This window comes from Streptomyces sp. NPDC090032 (genome assembly GCF_044748025.1).
Classification (GTDB): Bacteria; Actinomycetota; Actinomycetes; order Streptomycetales; family Streptomycetaceae; genus Streptomyces.
In genome coordinates this window covers 92,421-112,877 of sequence record NZ_JBIVFF010000004.1, presented here as the reverse complement: position 1 = coordinate 112,877, position 20,457 = coordinate 92,421, and the positions used below count along the sequence as shown (strand labels likewise).

At 71.1% G+C, this 20,457-nt stretch carries 16 protein-coding genes; 1 reads left to right on the top strand and 15 read right to left on the bottom strand.

From position 1 onward, the window contains the following. Positions 1–238: 238 nt before the first annotated feature. From ACIPWY_RS10375 to ACIPWY_RS10335, 9 genes are all read right to left on the bottom strand, one after another. Positions 239–2,566: a molybdopterin cofactor-binding domain-containing protein gene (locus ACIPWY_RS10375; protein WP_362906284.1), complete on the bottom strand. Its 2,328-nt coding sequence runs from the start codon at positions 2,564–2,566 to the stop codon at positions 239–241. Continuing rightward, entirely contained in the window at positions 2,563–4,449 is a 1,887-nt protein-coding gene (locus tag ACIPWY_RS10370) for a 2Fe-2S iron-sulfur cluster-binding protein (RefSeq protein WP_401532744.1), read from the bottom strand. Before ACIPWY_RS10370 ends, ACIPWY_RS10375 begins: the two co-directional genes overlap by 4 nt. Next, entirely contained in the window at positions 4,446–5,330 is an 885-nt protein-coding gene (locus ACIPWY_RS10365; protein ID WP_362906288.1) for an FAD binding domain-containing protein, read from the bottom strand. Before ACIPWY_RS10365 ends, ACIPWY_RS10370 begins: the two co-directional genes overlap by 4 nt. A 316-nt stretch (positions 5,331–5,646) precedes the next feature. Beyond that, positions 5,647–7,293 carry a beta-N-acetylhexosaminidase gene (locus tag ACIPWY_RS10360; protein ID WP_393704603.1) on the bottom strand — a complete coding sequence of 549 codons (1,647 nt, stop codon included), beginning with the start codon at positions 7,291–7,293 and terminating at the stop codon, positions 5,647–5,649. Between the two features lie 5 nt (positions 7,294–7,298). After that, complete coding sequence (locus ACIPWY_RS10355) at positions 7,299–8,156, bottom strand: carbohydrate ABC transporter permease (protein ID WP_393704605.1); 858 nt, start codon at positions 8,154–8,156, stop codon at positions 7,299–7,301. Positions 8,157–8,188: 32 nt separating this feature from the next. Further along, positions 8,189–9,103 (bottom strand): carbohydrate ABC transporter permease, encoded by a 915-nt coding sequence (locus ACIPWY_RS10350; protein WP_401532740.1) that lies wholly within the window; start codon positions 9,101–9,103, stop codon positions 8,189–8,191. A gap of 4 nt (positions 9,104–9,107) precedes the next feature. Next, a complete protein-coding gene (locus ACIPWY_RS10345) occupies positions 9,108–10,400 on the bottom strand; it encodes an extracellular solute-binding protein (RefSeq protein ID WP_362906292.1) in 1,293 nt (430 codons plus the stop codon). 277 nt (positions 10,401–10,677) lie between these two features. Beyond that, the gene (locus ACIPWY_RS10340) at positions 10,678–10,962 is read right to left on the bottom strand and encodes a DUF3039 domain-containing protein (RefSeq protein WP_362906294.1); all 285 of its coding nucleotides are present in this window, start codon (positions 10,960–10,962) and stop codon (positions 10,678–10,680) included. Between the two features lie 100 nt (positions 10,963–11,062). Then, on the bottom strand, positions 11,063–11,623 hold the full coding sequence (locus ACIPWY_RS10335) for a YqgE/AlgH family protein (RefSeq protein WP_362906438.1): 561 nt from the start codon (positions 11,621–11,623) through the stop codon (positions 11,063–11,065). 326 nt (positions 11,624–11,949) lie between these two features. On the opposite strand from ACIPWY_RS10335, the gene murA reads away from it, so the two are divergent. Further along, positions 11,950–13,290, top strand: a complete 1,341-nt coding sequence (murA, locus tag ACIPWY_RS10330) for a UDP-N-acetylglucosamine 1-carboxyvinyltransferase (protein WP_100593927.1) — start codon at positions 11,950–11,952, stop codon at positions 13,288–13,290. An 89-nt stretch (positions 13,291–13,379) separates the two neighbouring features. On the opposite strand, the gene ACIPWY_RS10325 is transcribed toward murA, so the two are convergent. The 6 genes from ACIPWY_RS10325 to ACIPWY_RS10300 form a co-directional block, all read right to left on the bottom strand. After that, entirely contained in the window at positions 13,380–13,661 is a 282-nt protein-coding gene (locus tag ACIPWY_RS10325) for an HU family DNA-binding protein (protein WP_030680681.1), read from the bottom strand. 297 nt (positions 13,662–13,958) lie between these two features. Next, on the bottom strand, positions 13,959–15,392 hold the full coding sequence (locus tag ACIPWY_RS10320; protein WP_100593926.1) for an NAD-dependent malic enzyme: 1,434 nt from the start codon (positions 15,390–15,392) through the stop codon (positions 13,959–13,961). Positions 15,393–15,769: 377 nt separating this feature from the next. Continuing rightward, positions 15,770–18,175 carry a UvrD-helicase domain-containing protein gene (locus tag ACIPWY_RS10315; protein WP_362906297.1) on the bottom strand — a complete coding sequence of 802 codons (2,406 nt, stop codon included), beginning with the start codon at positions 18,173–18,175 and terminating at the stop codon, positions 15,770–15,772. Positions 18,176–18,256: 81 nt separating this feature from the next. Continuing rightward, a complete protein-coding gene (locus ACIPWY_RS10310; RefSeq protein WP_362906298.1) occupies positions 18,257–19,057 on the bottom strand; it encodes a zf-HC2 domain-containing protein in 801 nt (266 codons plus the stop codon). Then, positions 19,054–19,629, bottom strand: a complete 576-nt coding sequence (locus ACIPWY_RS10305) for a sigma-70 family RNA polymerase sigma factor (RefSeq protein WP_362906300.1) — start codon at positions 19,627–19,629, stop codon at positions 19,054–19,056. The genes ACIPWY_RS10310 and ACIPWY_RS10305 overlap by 4 nt, the downstream gene beginning before the upstream one ends. Before the next feature lie 143 nt (positions 19,630–19,772). Next, positions 19,773–20,408 (bottom strand): CGNR zinc finger domain-containing protein, encoded by a 636-nt coding sequence (locus tag ACIPWY_RS10300; RefSeq protein WP_401532735.1) that lies wholly within the window; start codon positions 20,406–20,408, stop codon positions 19,773–19,775. Positions 20,409–20,457 lie beyond the last annotated feature (49 nt).

Below are 20,457 nucleotides of genomic sequence, written 5' to 3'. Positions count from 1 at the left end.
GTGCCCGCCGAAGGTCATCGGCCGCCGCCGTCGTCTGACGAAGTCTCGACAACAACTCTAGCCATGCACACTGTCAGTTCACACGCGGCCCGGTGCAGAGACCATCCACATCGCGTCACACAACGACACGTCGTGTCACAAGTTGCAACGGGCAAGGACAGTCGGTCTGTTGACGTCAGCCATGGCGGTGGCGGCCGTACTCGTCACCACCGCCACCGCCAAGCCGGTTCAGCCAGGGTCAATCCGTTGACGCCATCGCCGGAGCGGACGCGTTCGTCACCACTGCCGCCTGCGGGCGGATCGGGAGGCGGTTGACCGGGCGGCCTGTGGCCGCGCGGACCGCTGAGGCTACCGCTGCCGGGGACGCGACCACCGGGACCGCGCTTGCCGCCTTCGCTCCGAAGGGGGCCACCACGTCCCGTTCCTCGACCAGTTTCACGATGCGGATGTCGGGGGCGTCCAGGGACGTGGGGAGTGCGTAGCCCGTGAAGTCGGGGTGGCGGACCAGGCCGCGCGGGGTGCGGAGGTTCTCCGTGAGCGCCGCGCCGACGCCCTGGGTGACGCCCGCTTCGATACGGGCCGTCAGCTGGGCGGGGTTGAGGACGCGGCCCACGTCCTGGGCCACCGCGAGTTCCACGACCCGCACCGATCCCAGTTCGATGTCCACGTCCACCACCGCGCGGATCGCGCAGAACGCGAGGCCTACGAAGGCGTCGCCCTGGCCGTCCGCGTCGAGGGGTTCGGTGGGGTGCGGGCGGCACTGGGCCGTGGCCCACAGTTCCTTGCCGTCCATCGCCTCGGTGACCGTCGTCGACAGGACTCCGTCGTACGACGTGATCTTGCCGTCGGCGATCTGGAGCAGCTCCGTGGACATGCCGAACTTGTGGGCGAGGGGCTGGAGTAGCTGCGTGCGGACCATTTTCGCGGCCCGTTCGACCGCTCCGCCGGAGACCCAGGTGTGGCGGCCGCGGCAGCCGGGGCCGGCCGGCGGCTGGTCCGTGTCGACCGGGGCGACCTGGACCTCGTCGATACCGAGGGTGTCCTGGACGATCTGCCTCGCCAAGGTGGAGAAACCCTGGCCCGTCTCGACTGCCGCGCAGATGACCGTCGCGACGCCGTCGTGGACCTTCACCGTCGCCGTCGACACTTCGTCGGTGCCTTCCGCGCCGAGCATGTGCACCATGCCGATGCCGTAGCCGACACCGCGGCGCACCGCGCCGGGTTCGCCCGCACCCTCGGGGCCGCCGGGCAGCAGCCACTCGTCCTCGGGAGTGTCCCTGGGAAGCTCCGGGAGCGGGAAGTCCCTGACGGCGGACAGGAGTTCGGCGACGGGGGCCGGGCACGTCACCGTCTGGCCCGTCGGGAGTACGTCGCCCGTCGCCATGACGTTGCGCAGGCGCAGCTCCGCCGGGTCGATGCCGAGTTTCTTCGCCAGCTTGTCCATCTGCGCCTCGTACGCGGCGCAGACCTGGAGGGCACCTTCTCCGCGTACGTGGCCGGAGGGCGGGTTGTTCGTACGGACCGCCCAGCCCTCGATGAAGGCGTGCGGGACGACGTAGGGGCCGCAGGCGAAGGAGACCGCGGCGGCCAGTGCCTCCGAGGACGTGTCCGCGTACGCGCCCGCGTCGAGGAGGATCTGCGCCTCGACCTTGACCAGCTTGCCCTCGGCGTCCGCGTGGTGGCGGTAGCGCAGGAGCGTGGGGTGGCGGTGGGTGTGGCCGAGGAAGGACTCCTCGCGCGTGGCGGTGAGTTTGACCGGGCAGCCGGTCTTCAACGCGAGGAGCCCGAGCGGGAGTTGGAAGCTCTGGTCCTCGCGGTCGCCGGTCGCGCCGGGCACGCCCGTGACGACGACCTTCACGCGCTCGGGTTCGAGGCCGTAGCGGGCGGCGGCGAGGTCGCGGTCGCCGTGCGGGTCGGTGGAGGCGATGTAGAGCTCCACTCCCCCGTCGGGCCGCGGGACGGCGAGGCCGGCCTCGGCGCCGATGGGGGCCGGGTCCTGGCGGCCGATGCGGTACTGGCCCTCGACAACGACTTCGCCGACCGCGTCCTGGTCGCCGTGACGCAGGGGGATGTGGCGGATCAGGTTGCCGTCGGGGTGCAGCGGCTCGGCGGCGAAGGACTGCTCGGGGTCGGTGACCGGTTCGAGTACCTCGTACTCGACGATGACGGCCGCGGCCGCCATGCGCGCGGTGTCCGGGTGGTCGGCGGCGACGGCCGCGATGGCCTCGCCGTGGTGGCGTACGACGTCGGAGGCGAAGACCGGGCGGTCCGCGGCACGGTGGCCGGAAAGGGGCGCTCCGGGGACGTCCTCGTGCGTGATGACGGCGCGTACACCGGGCATCTCGCGCGCGTGGGTGGTGTCGATGGACAGGATGCGCGCGTGCGGGTGCGGGGAGCGCAGGACGGCCGCCCACAGCAGGCCCTCGGCCCACAGGTCGGCGGCGTACGGGAAGGTGCCCTCCGTCTTGGCGCGCGCCTCGGCGGGCGGCAGGGAGGCCCCGAGGCCGTGCGGCAGCGGCTCGGCCACGGGGGCCGGGGGCGCGACGGCTGCTGCTTCGTCACTCACGTCAGACCTCCGTCCTGAATACCTTCGGTCGCGCTGGGGCCGGCCTGGTGCGGAATGCGGGCCTCACCGCCGGGCCCGCGCACGGAAGCCGGCGGGTCCGTCGGGTTCGTCTCGTTCATCGGGTTCGGATTCGTCGGGGACGTCGCGCTGGTCGCGCTCGCCGCGGACGCCTCGCGTTCGGTGACGACCTGCTGTACGGCGTCCAGGATCCCGCGGTATCCGGAACAGCGGCACAGGTTGCCGCACAGCGCCTGGCGGGTCTCCAGCTCAGTGGGAGCCGGGTTGCCCTCCAGGAGGTCGTGCACGGTCATCGCCATGCCGGGCACGCAGAAGCCGCACTGGACGGCACAGCGGCCGGCGAGGGCGCGCTGCACGTCGGAGGGCTGTCCGTCGGCGGCCAGACCCTCGACGGTGCGTACTTCGCTGCCGGCGGCGGTGGCGCCGGGCACCAGGCAGGAGGCTACGAGGCGGCCGTCGACCTGCACGTTGCAGGCGCCGCACTCGCCCTGCGAGCAGCCGTCCTTGGCCCCGGCGAGGCCGAGGCGCTCGCGCAGGACGTAGAGCAGGGACTCGCCGATCCAGGCGCCGGTGACGGGGCGGTCGGTGCCGTTGACCCGCAGGACGTAGGAGGCGAGGGGGTGGTCGTCGTGGAGCGGCGCGACCACGGTGTCGGGGGCGGACTCGTCGGCGTCGACGGCCTCGGGGGCGAGGGCTGCGGTCTCGGGGGCCTCGGAGATCCCGGAGATCTCGGGGGCCTCGTCGGGCTCAGGAGCCTCGCGGACGTCAGCGATCCCAGCGACCTCACGGACCTCGACGACGTCACGGTCCTCAACGTCAACAGGCTCGGCGGCCGGCACCGGCACCGCCGGCTCCTCCGTCGACTCGGCAGCAACATCCTCAGCACCCGTTATGCCCGCGATGTCCGTGAACGCGTGCACCTCGTCGGCCACGGTCCCGACCGGCTCGTGCTCGCCGCGCACTCCGCGCTCGCCGCCTACGCCATGTTCACCGCCTACGCCATGTTCACCGCCTACGCCGTGCTCACCGCGTACATCCCGCGCCGGCTCCGGCGCGACCTCAGGCTCGAACGCCTCGCCCTCCGGGACCTCCTGGGCCTCCTGGACCTCAGTGGCCTCCCGCGAGGGCTCCCGCGCCCATTCCTCTGCCGCCCAGGGCGCCACCGCGCCACCCGGCAGCGTCGCCGGAGGTGTCCGGCCCCACTGCGCCGCGATGGACGACGTGGTGAACTCGCCGGACTCGTCCGGAAGATCACCCTCGGCGATGACCGGAATCGACCACTGCCCGGTCTGTCCTGCCCGACCCGTCTGCCCTGTCTGACCCGTCTGCCCAGCCGGTTCGGTCACCGCATGCCCGTGCCCGTGCTCCGGCTGGTGCCCGTGCTCCGGCTGGTGCCCGTGCTCCGGCTGGTGCTCGCGCTCCGGCTGGTGCCCGTGCTGATGCGCCGGCGCCTGCGCGTCGGAAAAGTCCCACTGCCCGGTCATCCCGGCGCCGTAGCCGTTGCCGTACGGAGGCATCGCCTCTGGGGTGCCCGGTGCGGGATGCCCCGCGTGTTCGGCCGGTTCGGGCCAGTGCACCTCGCCGGTCCCCGCGCCCGTGGGCGCCGGCTGCGCGCCCGTCACGTCGGGCGGCAGTACCCACACGCCCGTCGCCGCCGGGTCCGTGGCCGCGGGGCCGCCCGGCGCGATGGTGATCTGCGGCGGTACGTAGCCGTGCCCCGGCGCGGCCAGCGGCACGTCGGGGAGGCCGCCCTCGGGGAGCTGCACGAAGGCGGTGGCGTCCGCGTCGTAGTCGCCCTGGGGCAGCGGCTCCCAGCCGCCGCCCTGGTGGCCACCGTGGCCACCGTGGTTGTGCTCGTCAGTCACGACAGCGCCCTCCCAAGTGCACGTCGGGCCAGCGCGGCGACCGTGCGCCGCAGGTGCAGTACGGCGGGCGGCAGTTGTTCCTGGGTGCCGTCCGGGCCCGGGGCGGCGTCGGGGATGCAGGCCGCGGCGACGTACTCGCCGAACGCGGTCAGCGCCTCGGGTACGAGCATCCGCTCGCCGTCCCAGTCGATGAGCGAGGCCACCCACTGCTCGGCCTCCAGGGGCCGCAGCGGCATGGGCGCGATGGCGCCGACCGCGCACCGCACGCCGCGTCTGGCCGGGTCGAGGACGAGCGCGACGGACGCGAGGGCGCGCCCCGGGCCGGTACGCCCCGTGGCCTTGAGGAAGGTCTGCGGGGCGTGCAGGAGCGGCACGCGCACGAAGCCGATGAGCTCGCCGGGGCTGAGCATCTCCATGCCCGCGAGCAGGTGGGAGACGGGGACCTCGCGCCGCGTACCGCCGGGGCCCGCGATGACGAGGGTCGCTTCGAGGGCGGCCAGGACGGGCAGGGTGTCGCCGGTCGCCGCGGCGGAGGCGATGTTGCCGCCGAGGGTGCCCGCGTTACGGATCTGGGGCGGCCCGGCGGCGCGGGCCGCGGCCGCGAGGGCGGGGATCAGGGCGGCGAAGTCGGGGCGTCCGATGCGGGCGTGGGTGAGGCCGGCGCCGAGCAGAGCGTGACCGTCCTGGTACTGCCAGCCGCGGATCTCGCTGATGCGGCCGAGGCCGACGAGGGCGGCAGGGCGCAGCAGTCCGGCGTTGACCGAGGCCATCAGATCGGTGCCGCCCGCGACCGGGACCGCGGCGGGCATGGCGGCGAGTGCTGCCACGGCCTCGTCCAGCGAGCCCGGGAGCGTCACGGCCTGCGTTGCGTGCGTGGTCAAACCGGCTGCCCCTTCCCGATGTCCGGCACTTCGCCCGGCGGCTTCGGCCTGTGAACCGTCGTTCGCGCCGTTACGCCTGTTCCGCCGTACGGTACGTGCTGACAGGCCGGACGTGGCAACTCTGGCACATCTTCCCGGGGGCCCGGCGAGGGGGTCCGCTAGGAGGCTTTCGCCCCGAGGACCAGGGAGATGGGTCGGTTTCGCCCCTGGTCACCGGTCGGCGCGCATTGCCACTCTTCGGTGATTTTTGTAAGGCTTCTCGTGCGGTCCCACGGTCCCAGGGCCGGGGCCCCGGGGCACGCGTACGGCGGGCACCTCACACGTTCGGGGGCGCCCCCTCGATCGGGCGTCCGAGCACACCCGGTCGCTGCTGCCACGGAAGGGGTCCTGTGGGCGGGCGGTAGCTGACGCCGAGGGCGTCAAGCCGGGCGTAGTGGGCGGTCATCCGGCGCCGGAAGTCCGCGTAGTCGCGTTCGGCGGGTGCGGGCAGGGCGCTCCAGGCGACCTCGGCGAGGGCGGCCAGGCGCGGGAACACCTGGTAGTCGACGCGGGCCTGGCTCTCCATCACCTCGGTCCACACGTTGGCCTGGGTGCCGAGGACGTGCCGCGCCTCCTCCTCGGTGAGCTGCGGGGGGACGGGCTCGAAGCGGTAGACGTCCTCCAGGGTGCGGACGTAGCCGATGGGCATCGGCTCGTCGTCGCCCGGCGCCTGACGGTGGTCCAGGTACACCTGCTGCTCGGGGCACATGACGACGTCGTGTCCGGCTCGGGCGGCGGTGATGCCGCCCTGGTAGCCGCGCCAGGAGGAGACGGCGGCGCCGGGTGCCAGGCCGCCCTCCAGGATCTCGTCCCAGCCGATGAGGCGGCGGCCGCGTTCGGTGAGCCAGGTGTCGAAGTGCCGGATGAACCAGGACTGCAGCTCCTCCTCGTCCTTCAGGCCGAGTTCGGCGATCCGGGCCTGCGCGACGGGTGACTGCTTCCACTGGTCCTTGGGGCACTCGTCGCCGCCGATGTGAATGAACGGCGAGACGTCGGCGGGGAAGAGGCCGAGGAGTTCCTCGAACACGCCCTCGTAGAAGCGCAGCGTGTGGTCGGTCGGCGCGAGTACGTTCGGGGTTACTCCCCAGTTGTCCCAGACGGTGAGCGAGGCGGTGTCGACGACGTCCGTGTTGCCGAGTTCCGGATAGGCCGCGATGGCCGCCTGGGAGTGGCCGGGGACATCGATCTCGGGGACGACGCGGATATGCCGTTCGGCTGCATACGCGACGATCTCGCGGATGTCGTCCTGCGTGTAGAAGCCGCCGTGCGGACGGTCGTCCCACAGGGGTGAGGCGCGGTGGCCGAATTTCGTGCGTGCGCGCCAGGCGCCTTGCTCGGTGAGCCTGGGGTGGCGCTTGATCTCGACGCGCCATCCCTGGTCGTCGGTGAGGTGGAAGTGGAAGACGTTCAGTTTGTGCGCGGCGAGCAGGTCGAGATAGCGCAGGACTCCGTCCTTGGGCATGAAGTGGCGTGAGACGTCGAGCATCAGCCCGCGCCAGGGGAAGCGGGGTGCGTCCTCGACGGTGCCGGTGGGGACGGTCCACGTGCGGCCCGCTTCGAGGGGCGCGCGCCGGAACGCGTCCGGGCCGAGGAGCTGACGGAACGTCTGGGCCCCCCAGAAGACGCCTGCCGCGCTGCCGCCTTCGATACGGACGGCCCGTCGGTCGACGGTCATCCGGTAGGCCTCCGGGCCGAGTTCCGGATCGACGCGCAGTTCGATACGGCTGTCGCCGGCGCGCAGCTCAAGGCCGTTGTCCGCGTCGCGCAGGGCGAGGCCGGTGGCCGCGCCGACGGTCGAGCGCAGCCAGCGGGCGACGCCCTCGGTGCCCGCGCCGGCGGCGATCGCGGTGGCGTCGCCGAGTTCGTGGAGGCCGTCACCCGGCGCCGTCCGGCGGGGTGCGGGAATGAGATCTGCCGAGGTCACTGACGTCAGTCCTTAACCGCGCCGCCGAGCCCGGACACCAGGCGCCGCTGTACGAGTACGAAGAAGACCAGTACCGGAATGGTCATTACCGTCGACGCCGCCATGATGCCGCCCCAGTCGTTCTCGTCGGGTTTGAAGAAGACGAGCAGGGCCATGGGCAGGGTCGACTGAGAGGTGTCGCTGATGATGAAGGACTTCGCGAACAGGAAGTCGTTCCAGGTGGAGATGAAGGAGAAGACGCTGGTCGCCACGAGGCCGGGAAAGACCAGCGGGAAAAGGATCTGCCAGAGGAACCTGGTGCGGCTCGCGCCGTCGATGTACGCGGCTTCTTCGAGCGCTTCCGGGACGGCCTTCACAAAGCCCCGGAGCATCCACACGGCGAAGGGCAGGGAGAACGCGAGGTGCGGCAGGATCAGTGAGCCGAGTGTGTTGAGCTGCCCGAAATCCCGCATGAGGAAGAACAGCGGAATGGTGAGGGCCTCGACGGGCACCATCTGCGCCACCAGGAACATGATGAGAAGCGTCGTACGGAACCTGAAGCGGAACCTTGTCACCGCGGTCGCGGCGAGGAATGCGACGAAGGCGGAGAGTACGACGACGGTGCCCGCGACGATCAGGCTGTTGAGGAAGTACCGGCCGAATTCCTGCTGTTGGAAGACGCGCCGGAAGGAGTCGAGGGACGGCGCGAGCGTCCAGGGCCTCGGCTCGGCCGACTCGATCTCCCCGGCCGGCTTGAAGGCGCCGAGCACCATCCAGTAGAGGGGGAAGGCGACGACGAGGGCGATCAGGAGCGCGGACGCCTCGGCGGCGAGCCGCCACGGCCGCCGCACCCGGAGCCGTACGCGTACCCGTACGGAACTCACAGGGCGTACGGGACTCGCAGCACGTACGGAGCTCACAGCTCCTCCCCTCTGCGGCGCAGGATCCGCAGGTAGCCGAGCGTGACCGCGAGCAGGATCAGCAGCATGACGACGCCGATCGCCGAGCCGAGGCTGTACTGGCTGGACGCGAAGGCTTTCTGGTACGCGTAGACGTTGAGGACGAGGTTCTGGCCCGCGATACCGCCCCCGTTCGTCATGACATAGATCTGGGTGAACACCTTGAAGTCCCAGATGACCGACTGGACCGTGACGACGAGGAGGATCGGCCGGAGCATCGGTGCGAGCACCGAGCGCCAGATCCGCCACTGCGAGGCCCCGTCGAGAGCCGCCGCCTCGACGACCTCCGCCGGGACCGCTCTGATGCCCGCGTAGACGGTGACCATCACGAACGGGAAGGAGCACCACACGACTTCGAGCAGGACGAGCGCGAAGGCGCTGTAGCGGCCGTACGTCCAGGAGAAGTCGCCGAGCCCGAACACCCGGTTGACCGGGCCGAAGTCGGGGTCGAAGAGGAACATCCAGACCGTGGAGCCGGTGACGGCCGGGGTCGCCCAGGCGCCGAGCGCTGCCAGCATCAGGGCGAGCCGGGGCAGGGCGCGTACGCGGGTGAGCAGGACGGCGAGGGCGCAGCCGACGGCGAGGGTGGAGACGACGCACGCGGCGGCGAACAGGACCGTGGCGAGCAGGACCTGCCAGAACTGTTCGTCGGCGAAGAGCGTCGCGTAGTTCCCGAACCCCTGGAAAGTCGTCGGTTCGCCGCCGCTGACCTGGGCCTGGGTGTATTCGAGGAACGAGATCAGGCCGAGTTGATAGACGGGGTAGACGAGGAGTCCGCCGAGGAGGAGCAGGGCGGGGGCGAGATACAGCCACGGGGTCCAGGCGCCGGTGCGGCGGGTGGTGCGGCGGGTGGTGGCAGCGGTGGTGGCCACGTGGTCAGCCCGCTGCGCGGAAGGCGGTGTCCATCTTCTTCGCCGCGTCCCGCGAGGCGGTCGCCACGTCCTTACGTCCGCTGACGATCTCCTGGAACATGGTCGGCAGGACGAGCGAGGCGTCTATCTGGCCCCAGGCGGGCGATGCGGGCACGAACTTGGCCCCGGCGCCGAGGGTCTTGATGAAGGGCGCGACGAAGGGCTCCTTCTTCGCGACGCTCTCGCGGACGTCCGTGTACGTGGGCAGGAATCCCATCGCGTCGAAGAGTTCGCCCTGCGTCCTCTTCGAGGCGAGGCTCTTCATGAGGTCCACGGCGAGCGTGCGGTGCGAGGTGCTCTTGAGTACGCCGATGTTGTTGCCGCCCGCGAAGGCCGGGGCGATGTCGCCCTTGCCCGCGCCCGGCAGCGGCACGACGGCGTACGTGCCCTTCACCTTGCCGTCCTCCATGGCCTGGTGGCTGAAGTCGCCGCCGATGGCCATGCCGGCCTTGCCGGAGGCGAAGGCGGTGACGGTGTCGTTGCCGCCCATGCCGGCGCACTTGGCGGCGGGACAGTTGTCGCCGCCGAAGAGGGACGTGTAGGCCGCGATGCCCTTCTGCGCGGCCGGGCTGTCGATGGCGGACTCGTACGATCCGCCCTTCTTCTCGGCGAGTTCACCGCCCTGGGACCAGATGAAAGGCATCGCACCGTACGTGTACGCGCCGCCGACCGCGAGGCCGTACAGGTCCGGCCTCTCCTTGTGGATCTTCCGTGCCGTGGCGGCGAGTTGGGCCTGTGTCGTCGGGACGCCGAGCTTGAGGTCCTTGAAGACGTCGGTGCGGTAGTAGAGGGCGCGGACGCCGACGAAGTAGGGGGCTCCGTAGATCTTTCCGTCGACGGTCACGGACTCCTTGGCCGTCGGGTCGGTGTCCTTGGCCTCGGGCCAGGCGCCGAACTCCTCGGTCACGTCGGCGAGGCCGCCGTCCTTGACGTATCCGGCGGTGTCGGTGTTGCCGTACTCGATGACGTCGGGCGCGCTCTTCGGATCGTTGAAGGCGGCCTTGATCTTCTCGGCGCGGGTCTCGACGGGGATGTACTCGATCTTGACGTCGGCGCCGTCGTGGGACTTCTCGAAGGCGGCGACGGCCTCGTCGACGACCTTCTGCTTCGGCTGGTTGTTGACCTCCTGGAAGAGCCAGACGCGCAGGGTCCCGCTCTTGTCGTCCCCGGCGGAGCCGTTGTCGGAGGTCCCGGGGGCGCAGGCGGTGGCGAGGGCAAGTGCGGCCAGGGGCGCGGCCATCCGGACGGGGAGCTTCATGGGGGCAGCCTCCGAAGTGTCGTTGCAACATACGCAATAGCGGTTTTGCTGTGCACAACACAGAGGAGGCTAGGAGGTCCAGACCACTGAGCGCAACGGTTACGGAGGGGGCAGCACACGCAGCAGTCCTGGAGGCAGCACAAAGGCCCCCATGGCGCGACAGATGCGCACCTCGGGGGCCTTTCGCGGCAGACTCAGGAGTCTTTCGCGGCAGACTCAGGAACCTTCAGCGGCGGCGCGGGCCGCCGCTTCTCGCCCTCTGCGTTCCTGCCCACTACTACTTGTCCTTGCCGCCCTTGTCCTTGTCGCCGCCGGCGCCCATGGACTCGTAGATCTCTTTGCACATGGGACACACGGGGTACTTCTTCGGGTCCCGGCCCGGCACCCAGACCTTGCCGCAGAGCGCGACGACCGGCGTGCCCTCGAGGGCGCTCGCCATGATCTTGTCCTTCTGGACATAGTGGGCGTAGCGCTCGTGGTCGCCGTCACCGTGCGACGTCTGCGGCGTCGGCTCTACGAGGGTCCCCGTACCTGTCCCGCGCTCGGGCTCAAGAGTGCTCATAGAAGCCAAGGGTACTTAAGCGCCGGGGGAAAGGTCAGCGGCCTCGGGGCGAAGGGCCCGCACGCCCGGATCCCGCCGGTCACGGCACCGGCCGGCGGCCTCAGTTGAGCGACGGATCGTCCGGGTACGTCGCCACCATCGCCAGGTCGCTGCGCTGGCGCCGCAGCACAGCCCGCCACAGCCCCTCGGGGTCCGTCGACGAGACGTCACCCGGCTCCGACTCGACGACGTACCAGGCGCCGCCGGTCAGCTCGGACTCCAGCTGGCGCGGACCCCAGCCCGCGTACCCCGCGAAGATCCGCAGCGAGCCGAGCGCGGCGGCGAGCAGCTCCGGAGGGGCCTCCAGGTCGACCAGGCCGATCGCACCGTGGACGCGGCGCCAGCCGAGGGGCCCTTCGTCTCCCGGGATCACCGCGACGCCGAGCGCCGAGTCCAGCGAGACGGGGCCGCCCTGGAAGACGACCCCCGGATCCCCGGCGAGCTCGCCCCAGCCCTCCAGGATGTCCCCGACGCCGACCGGTGTGGGCCGGTTGAGGACGACGCCGAGCGAGCCCTCCTCGTCGTGGTCGAGGAGCAGCACGACCGCCCGGTCGAAATTCGGGTCCGCGAGGGCGGGTGTGGCCACGAGCAGCCGCCCTGTGAGCGAGGACACCTCGGTCATGCCAGACATGATCCCGCATCTTGCCGCCGAGCGGGGAGTCAATGGCCCTTCCGGGGTGCCCCCAGCTCAGGGACGCCTCACGCGCCCCGGGCGTGCGCCGTGAGCCCGTCCCGGAAGGTGACCCTCCGCGCCCGTTTCGGGACTTTTCGTGTTGTAGCGAAGTCATGACGTGCCCCCGGCGCCCTTGGGCTTACGGAAGGGGGGTAGGCGGCCCTTACGCTTATGCCTTGGCCCGCCCAGCGGCCCGGCCCGAAAGGCCTCGCCCGACGGCTCCGCCCTGCGGTCCTGACCATCTGTCCTGTCCATCTCATCGGAACGCGAGATTCATGACCGTCACCGACGATGTACTGCTTGTCCACGGCGGAACCCCGCTGGAGGGCGAGATCCGTGTCCGCGGCGCGAAGAACCTCGTGCCCAAGGCCATGGTCGCCGCGCTGCTCGGCAGCGAGCCGAGCCGGCTGCGCAACGTCCCGGACATCCGGGACGTCCGGGTCGTACGCGGCCTCCTCCAGCTGCACGGCGTGACGGTCCGCCCAGGTGAGGAACCTGGCGAGCTGATCATGGACCCGTCGCACGTGGAGAGCGCCAACGTCGCCGACATCGACGCGCACGCCGGCTCCTCGCGCATTCCGATCCTGCTGTGCGGGCCGCTCCTGCACCGGCTCGGCCACGCGTTCATCCCGGGTCTCGGCGGCTGCGACATCGGCGGCCGGCCGATCGACTTCCACTTCGAGGTGCTCCGCCAGTTCGGCGCGACCATCGAGAAGCGGGCGGACGGCCAGTACCTGGAGGCCCCGCAGCGGCTGCGCGGCACGAAGATCCGGCTGCCGTACCCGTCGGTCGGCGCGACCGAGCAGGTGCTCCTGACGGCCGTCCTGGCCGAGGGCGTGACCGAGCTCTCGAACGCGGCCGTGGAGCCCGAGATCGAGGACCTCATCTGCGTGCTGCAGAAGATGGGCGCGATCATCGCCATGGACACCGACCGGACCATCCGGGTCACGGGTGTCGACAAGCTCGGCGGCTACACGCACCGCGCCCTCTCGGACCGTCTGGAGGCCGCGTCGTGGGCGTCGGCCGCCCTGGCGACCGAGGGCAACATCTACGTCCGCGGCGCCCAGCAGCGCTCGATGATGACGTTCCTGAACACGTACCGGAAGGTCGGCGGCGCCTTCGAGATCGATGACGAGGGCATCCGCTTCTGGCACCCGGGCGGCTCGCTGAAGTCGATCGCCCTGGAGACGGACGTCCACCCCGGTTTCCAGACCGACTGGCAGCAGCCGCTCGTCGTGGCCCTGACGCAGGCCTCGGGCCTGTCCATCGTCCACGAGACGGTCTACGAGTCCCGGCTGGGCTTCACGTCCGCGCTGAACCAGATGGGCGCGCACATCCAGCTCTACCGCGAGTGCCTGGGCGGCTCCGACTGCCGCTTCGGCCAGCGCAACTTCCTGCACTCCGCGGTCGTGTCGGGCCCCACGAAGCTCCAGGGCGCCGATCTGGTCATCCCCGACCTGCGTGGCGGCTTCTCGTACCTGATCGCCGCCCTGGCCGCCCAGGGCACGAGCCGCGTCCACGGCATCGACCTGATCAACCGCGGCTACGAGAACTTCATGGAAAAGCTCGTGGAACTCGGCGCGAAGGTCGAGCTGCCGGGCAAGGCACTGGGCTAGCAGCCACCGCCCGCAGAACACACAGGCCCGCAGAACACACAGAAGGGGCGGCCACCCGAACCGGGTGGCCGCCCCTTCTGTTGCCTGGCTTACTTGCCCTTGGCGGCTTCCTTGAGCTTGGAGCCCGCGGACACCTTCACGCTGAAACCGGCCGGGATGTTGATCGGCTCGCCGGTCTGCGGGTTGCGGGCGGTGCGAGCGGCACGGTGCGTGCGCTCGAAGGTCAGGAAGCCGGGGATGGTGACCTTCTCGTCGCCCTTGGCAACGATCTCGCCGACGGTCTCGGCGAACGCGGCCAGCACGGCGTCGGCGTCCTTGCGGGTCACCTCGGCGCGGTCGGCCAGCGCGGCCACCAGCTCACTGCGGTTCATGTTTGTACTCCCGTGTTCTTCTTGCCGTTGAGGCGTGCCACGCGGCGGAGCCGCATGTTGGGCACAGCGAAGCCGATGCTGCCAGGGTCCTCGGTCAGGCCCCGGACCCGGGTCCGTCTTCAGACCCTCGCGCCCGAAGACGCATCCTGCCCCCACCAGCGGCGGGAAAGCCAATCCGGCGCCCTTGGGGGGCACCCGAAATGCGTCGCCGTCCCGGATTGGGGCGGGGTCGGGGCCGTGCTTCCCGGCCACCCTAGAGGGCGGCCAGGGGCCCCGCATTCCGCGACGCGCCGGGCCTCAGGAGGCCGTGGCGCCTGTCACAGCGGCGCCGGCGGCCTTCGCGGCGTTGCGCACCGCTCCGGCGACGGCGCCCGCGACCTTGTCGTTGAAGACGCTCGGAATGATGTAGTTCGGGTTGAGCTCGTCCTCGCTCACCACGTCCGCCAGGGCGGCCGCGGCGGCCAGCATCATCTCCGTGTTGACCGTACGCGACTGGGCGTCGAGCAGGCCACGGAAGACGCCCGGGAACACGAGGACGTTGTTGATCTGGTTCGGGAAGTCCGAGCGGCCCGTGGCCACAACTGCCGCCGTCTGGCGGGCGATTGCGGGGTCGACCTCGGGGTCGGGGTTCGCGAGCGCGAACACGATGGCACCCTCGGCCATGGCCGCCACGTCGTCGCCGTCGAGCACGTTCGGAGCGGAGACCCCGATGAACACGTCGGCGCCGCGCACGGCCTCCTTGAGCGTGCCCGTGAGGCCCTCGGGGTTGGTGTTGTCGGCGATCCATCGCAGCGGCGAATCGGCCTTGGCGTCGACGAGGTCGGCGCGGTCCGCGTGCACGACGCCGTGGATGTCGGCGACGACCGCGTTCTTGACGCCGGCCGCGATCAGGAGCTTGAGAATCGCCGTACCGGCCGCACCCGCACCGGACATGACGACGCGGATGTCGCCGATGGCCTTGCCCGCGACACGCAGGGCGTTCGTCAGGGCGGCGAGGACGACGATGGCCGTGCCGTGCTGGTCGTCGTGGAAGACGGGGATGTCGAGGGCCTCGCGCAGGCGGGCCTCGATCTCGAAGCAGCGCGGGGCGGAGATGTCCTCGAGGTTGATGCCGGCGAAGCCGGGGGCGATGGCCTTGACGATCTCGACGATCGCGTCGGTGTCCTGGGTGTCCAGGCAGATCGGCCAGGCATCGATGTCGGCGAAGCGCTTGAAGAGGGCCGCCTTGCCCTCCATGACCGGCATGGCGGCCATCGGGCCGATGTTGCCGAGGCCGAGCACGGCGGAGCCGTCCGTCACGACCGCAACGGTGTTGCGCTTGATCGTCAGACGCCGGGCGTCCTCGGGGTTCTCGGCGATCGCCATGCACACGCGGGCCACACCGGGCGTGTAGATCATGGACAGGTCGTCACGGTTGCGGATGGGATGCTTCGACTGCATCTCGATCTTGCCGCCGAGGTGCATCAGGAACGTACGGTCGGAGACCTTGCCGAGGACGACGCCCTCGATGCCGTTCAGGCCCTCGACGATCTCGTCGGCGTGCGAGGTGGAGCTCGCGGCGATCGTGACGTCGATCCGGAGTTTCTCGTGGCCGGACGCCGTCACGTCGAGACCGGTCACCGAGCCTCCGTGGGACTCCACGGCCGTCGTGAGTTGGGATACCGCTGTTCCGCTGGCGGGCACCTCAAGGCGGACCGTCATCGAGTAGGAGACGCTGGGCGCCGTTGCCATGGCCGACTTCCTCTGCTTTCACCGTGTGGCTGCTGCTGTTTTTCCGTCCGATCGTCGCACCTACCGCTGAGTACGTGGTAGCCGCCCCGGATTGCGAACGTTTTGTTCACCGCCCGGACAGCACCCGGGCCAGACCCAGGACGCTCACTTTCGGAAAGTTGTTTCCACCATACGAGAAGTCACGGGAAACAGAAAGAGGTCCACGTCACCAGGGTGACGTGGACCTCTTCCTACGTTAATGACACCGACCCGCCATGCTCGCCTCGCGGCAAGTGGTCGCTCGTAGCGACGAAGGTTGGGCCCGGGGGCTTGGATCGAGCCGGTGCCACGTCCAAGGTAACAAAGGATCCCCGTAAGGCAATTCCCATCCCTCGAACTCATTCACGCAGCAGGTCCGGCACCCCGTCCGCGTCCGGTTCGTCGCGGCTGCCCGAGACGACCGTCAGCTGCTGCGTGGCGCGGGTCAGCGCCACGTACAGGACGCGCAGGCCAGCCGGGGACTCGTCGGCGATCTCCGCGGGCGACACGACGACCGTCGCGTCGTACTCCAGGCCCTTGGCCTCCAGGCTGCCGAGCGCCACCACGCGGTCACCGAGCCCGGCCAGCCAGCGCGCCGCCTCGTCGCGCCGGTTCATCGCCACGACTACGCCGACCGTGCCGTCGACCTGGTCGAGCAGGCGTGCCGCCTCCTCGCGGACGGTGTGCCCGAGGCCGTCCCGTACGACCGCGAACCGCGGGCGCACCCCCGTCGAGCGGACCGCCGACGGGGACTCGGAGCCCGGCATGGCGAGCGCGAGGACCTTGGCGGCGAGCTCGGCGATCTCGGCCGGGTTGCGGTAGTTCACGGTGAGCGTGAAGCGGCGGCGCGGGCGGGAGCCCAGGGCCTCGTCGCGGGCCTCGGCCGCCTCGTCGGGGTCCGACCAGGACGACTGGGCGGGGTCGCCGACCACCGTCCAGGTCGCGTGCCGGCCGCGGCGGCCGACCATCCGCCACTGCATGGGCGTGAGGTCCTGCGCCTCGTCGACGATGACGTGCGCGTACTCCGTGCGCTCCTGGGCCAGGCGCTCGGCGCGCTCGCGCTGGGTCTCGTGGCGCTCGGGCATCAGCTCCTCGAGGCCGGTGAGCTGGTCAAGGGGGTCGTACTCGCGCTTCTTCTTCGGCCGCAACGGGGTGCCGAGTACCGCGTTCAGCTCGTCGAGGAGCGCCACGTCGTGCACCGACAGGGCGTCGCGGCGCAGCGAGCGGGCGACCTTGCGGACCTCGCCGGGGTTGAGGATCCGGCGCGCCCAGCGGCCGAGGCGGCGCTCGTCGCCCATCGCGGCGAGGACCCCGCGCGGGGTCAGCTCGGGCCACCACGCGTCGAGGAAGCGGATGAAGTCGTCCTCGGAGGTGATGTCGTCGTCGAACGACGAGCGCAGCTCCGCGGCGAGCTCCGGGTCGCTGTGCCGGGTGCCCGCGCCGGACTGCGACCACAGGGCGTCCAACAGGAGCTTGCGGGCGCGCGGGCGCAGGAGGTTGACGGGGGCGGTGCCGCTCAGCGCGTTCTGGCGGATCCTCGCCAGTTCGGCGGCCTCCAGTTCGAGGCGGCGGCCGAAGGCGACGACGCGCAGGCGCGTGGGCTGCTCGGCGGGGGCCTGTGCCTCGTCCGCGTCGTCGTCGGAGTCGTCGCCGAAGGCCAGCTGGCCCTGCTTCTGCTGCGGCGCTGCCACGGTCCCCATTTCCAGGGCTCCGCGCGCGGCCTTGCGCAGGACGCGCAGCATCCGCGAGGAGCCCTTGACGCGGGCCACCGCCGGGGAGTCGTAGACCGTGGCCTCCGCGCCGGAGACGTCGTCGGCCAGTGCGCCGACCGCGCGGATCGCGACCTGGCCCTCCTCGCCGAGCGAGGGCAGCACGCCCTCGGTGTAGGCGACGAGGAGCGGGGTCGGGGAGACGATCAGGATGCCGCCCGCGTACCGGCGGCGGTCCTGGTAGAGCAGGTACGCGGCGCGGTGCAGTGCGACGGCCGTCTTGCCGGTGCCGGGGCCGCCCTCCACGTACGTCACCGAGGCGGCGGGCGCCCGGATCACCAGGTCCTGCTCGGCCTGGATGGACGCCACGATGTCGCGCATGGTGTGGCTGCGGGCCTGGCCGAGGGCGGCCATCAGGGCGCCGTCACCGATGACGGGCAGCTGCTCGCCGTCGAGGCGCGCGGTCAGCTCGGGGCGCATCAGGTCGTCCTCGACGCCGAGCACCTTGCGGCCCTTGGAGCGGATGACCCGGCGGCGTACGACCCGTCCCGGGTCGACCGGGGTCGAGCGGTAGAAGGGCGCGGCGGCCGGCGCGCGCCAGTCGATGACCAGGGGCGAGTAGTCGGCGTCCAGGACGCCGATCCGGCCGATGTGGAGCGTCTCGGCGATGTCGGCGGTCCGCTGCCCGTCCGCGTCCTCGCGTACGGCCCCCTCGGCGGGCTCCACGGCCGTGTACGCGCCGTCGGGGCCCTTCTTGCCGTCCTTGCCGGGCAGCAGGTCGATCCGGCCGAAGAGGAAGTCCTCGAACTCGTTGTTGAGACGGTTGAGGTGGATCCCCGCGCGGAACACCTGGGCGTCGCGCTCGGCGAGGGCGCCGGGGGTACCGACCTGCCCCCGCTTGGCCGCGTCGTTCATCAGGAACTCGGCCTCGTGGATCTTTTCCTCGAGCCGGCGGTACACCTGGTCGAGGTGTTCCTGTTCGACGCCGATCTCGCGATCCCGTACGGAATCGCGGTCCTGGTCGAGCGCGGTTTGCTGATGAGCCTGAGCGGCCACCGGGCCCCCTTCTGACGTGCTGGGCAGCCGTCAAAGGTACGCGAAGGGAGGCCCGGGAGGCTACGCGTCCGGCTGCCGGGGCTACGCGTCGACCTCCACGAGGCGTTTGCCGTCGAGCGTCTCGACCTCGAAGTGGTCGATGGCGTTGCGCTCGAAAGCGGCGCCCCCGTGCACGTACAAGGGGTACTTCGACGCCATGTGCTTGCTGTCGGGAATGCCGTAACCCCACTTCGGGACCGCCCAGGTGGTGACCGTCTCGCGCTCGCCGTTCTTCCCGACCGCGATCAGGGAGCACTTCAGCGGGCCCTTGACGTTCTTCAGCTGCAGGACCGTGTGGGTGCCCCAGGCCTTCTTCTCCATGCCGATGGTGGCGGTGACCTTGGTGTTCGCATCGGTCGCCGTGACCTTCTCGAGCATGTGGTTGAAGAAGGCGTCCTCGGCGGGGCTGGTGGGGTGGGCTTCCCCGGCGACGTTGTCCGTACCGCCGTCGTTCACGGCGAGCACGGTCAGCGGGCCGCCGACGATCAGTGCGGCGGCCGCGGCCACCAGGTACATCCCGCGCCGGCGCTTGCGTGCCCGCTTCTGCGCCACCTCGGCGAAGAACCGGTCGGCGAGCTGGTCGCTCGGGCGGGCGCCGAGCTGCGCGCCGAGGCGCTGTCTGCCGGGGCTGCCCTGCGGCTCGGGGATGTCCGCGAGGGCGGCGAGCATCGGCTCCATGCCGGCGAACTCCTCCAGCTGGCGCGCGCACAGCTCGCAGCCCGCCAGATGCGCCTCGAAGGCGCTCGCCTCGGCGTCGTCGAGGACACCGAGCACGTAGGCGCCGACCGTCTCGTGAACGTCACCGGACCCATGCGGTCCGTAGTCGTCGTACGAGGCACTCATGCCGTCACCCCCCGCTCCTCCAGCGCCAGCTTCATGGAACGCAGCGCGTAGAACACCCGTGAGCGCACCGTTCCGCTGGGTATACCGAGCGTCTCGGCGGCCTCATTGACCGTACGCCCCTTGAAGTACGTCTCCACCAGCACCTCGCGGTGGGCGGGGGTCAGGTCCTCGAGCGCGTCCGAAAGGGTCATCAGCCACAGCGCCTTGTCGATCTCGTCCTCCGCGGGGATGACCTCCAGCGGCGACGGATCGACCTCCTGCGGCCGGGCCTGCCGGCTGCGGTGGCCGTCGATGACGATGCGCCGGGCGACCGTCACCAGCCAGGGGCGTACCGAACCGGTCGCTCGGTTGAGCTGACCGGCGTTCTTCCAGGCACGGATGAGCGTTTCCTGTACGACATCTTCGGCACGCTGCCGGTCTCCCGCCACCAGCCTGAGCACATAGGCCAGAAGGGGACCCGCGTGCTCGCGGTAGAGCGCGCGCATCAGCTCCTCGTCGGGCTCGGGAGGCTGCGGCGCGCGATGTCGTGCCCTCGTAGGGCGTTCATCGGCCACGGCGGAATCCTTGCGCACGCCTACCTCCGCTGTCCCCTGGTTGAGCGTTCCGGCTGGGTCGCCGCTCGGCTGGACGCTCCCCAATACGTAAGCGGTGCGCGATGTGTTCAATCGATCTACGGGGACATGCCAAAGCAGCGCGCGGGGGCTCCGGCGGCTCGTCAGGCCCGGGCGTGTGCCGCTCTGCGCCGGTGCCTCGCGACCCGCTCCCGGTTGCCGCACACCTCACTGGAGCACCAGCGGCGGCGCCGCCCCCGGGACGTGTCGAGATAGATGATCGGGCAGCTGTCGCCCTCGCAGCGGCGCAGGCAGGAGCGGGCGACCGGGTCCGTGAGGAGCTCCACGGCGTCCCGGGCGACGGCCGCGAGCAGCTCGCGGCAGCCGGGGTCGGCGTGCAGGGCCCTGGCGAGGGTGCCGTCGGTGCGGCGGGTGGCGCGGGGTGCGGGCGGCGCCGCGCGGGCGATCGCGTTGACCCGCTCCAGGGCGCCGGACGCGGGCCTGCCGTCGAGCTCACCGCGCACCAGCTGGCCGATGTGGCCGCGCAGTTCGCGCACCTCGGCGAGCCAGGCGTCGTCGGCGCCTCGCAGCGGCGTGTCCGCGGGCACCAGCCCCGAGCCGACCAGCCAGGCCCGCAACCGCCCCACCGAGTCGAGCCGTTCACCGGGATGCGCCGTGGCCAGCAGATCCAGCGAACTGCGCCCGGAGTCGAAACGCAGCTCGCACGAAGGCGAGGGCGGGGACGGGGGCGGGGACGGGGGCGAAGACGGTGGCGAGGACGAGGACGATGGCAATGCCATGCCCCTACAGTGCCCGCCCGCACGCACCGCCGGAACCCCCAGTGCCGGG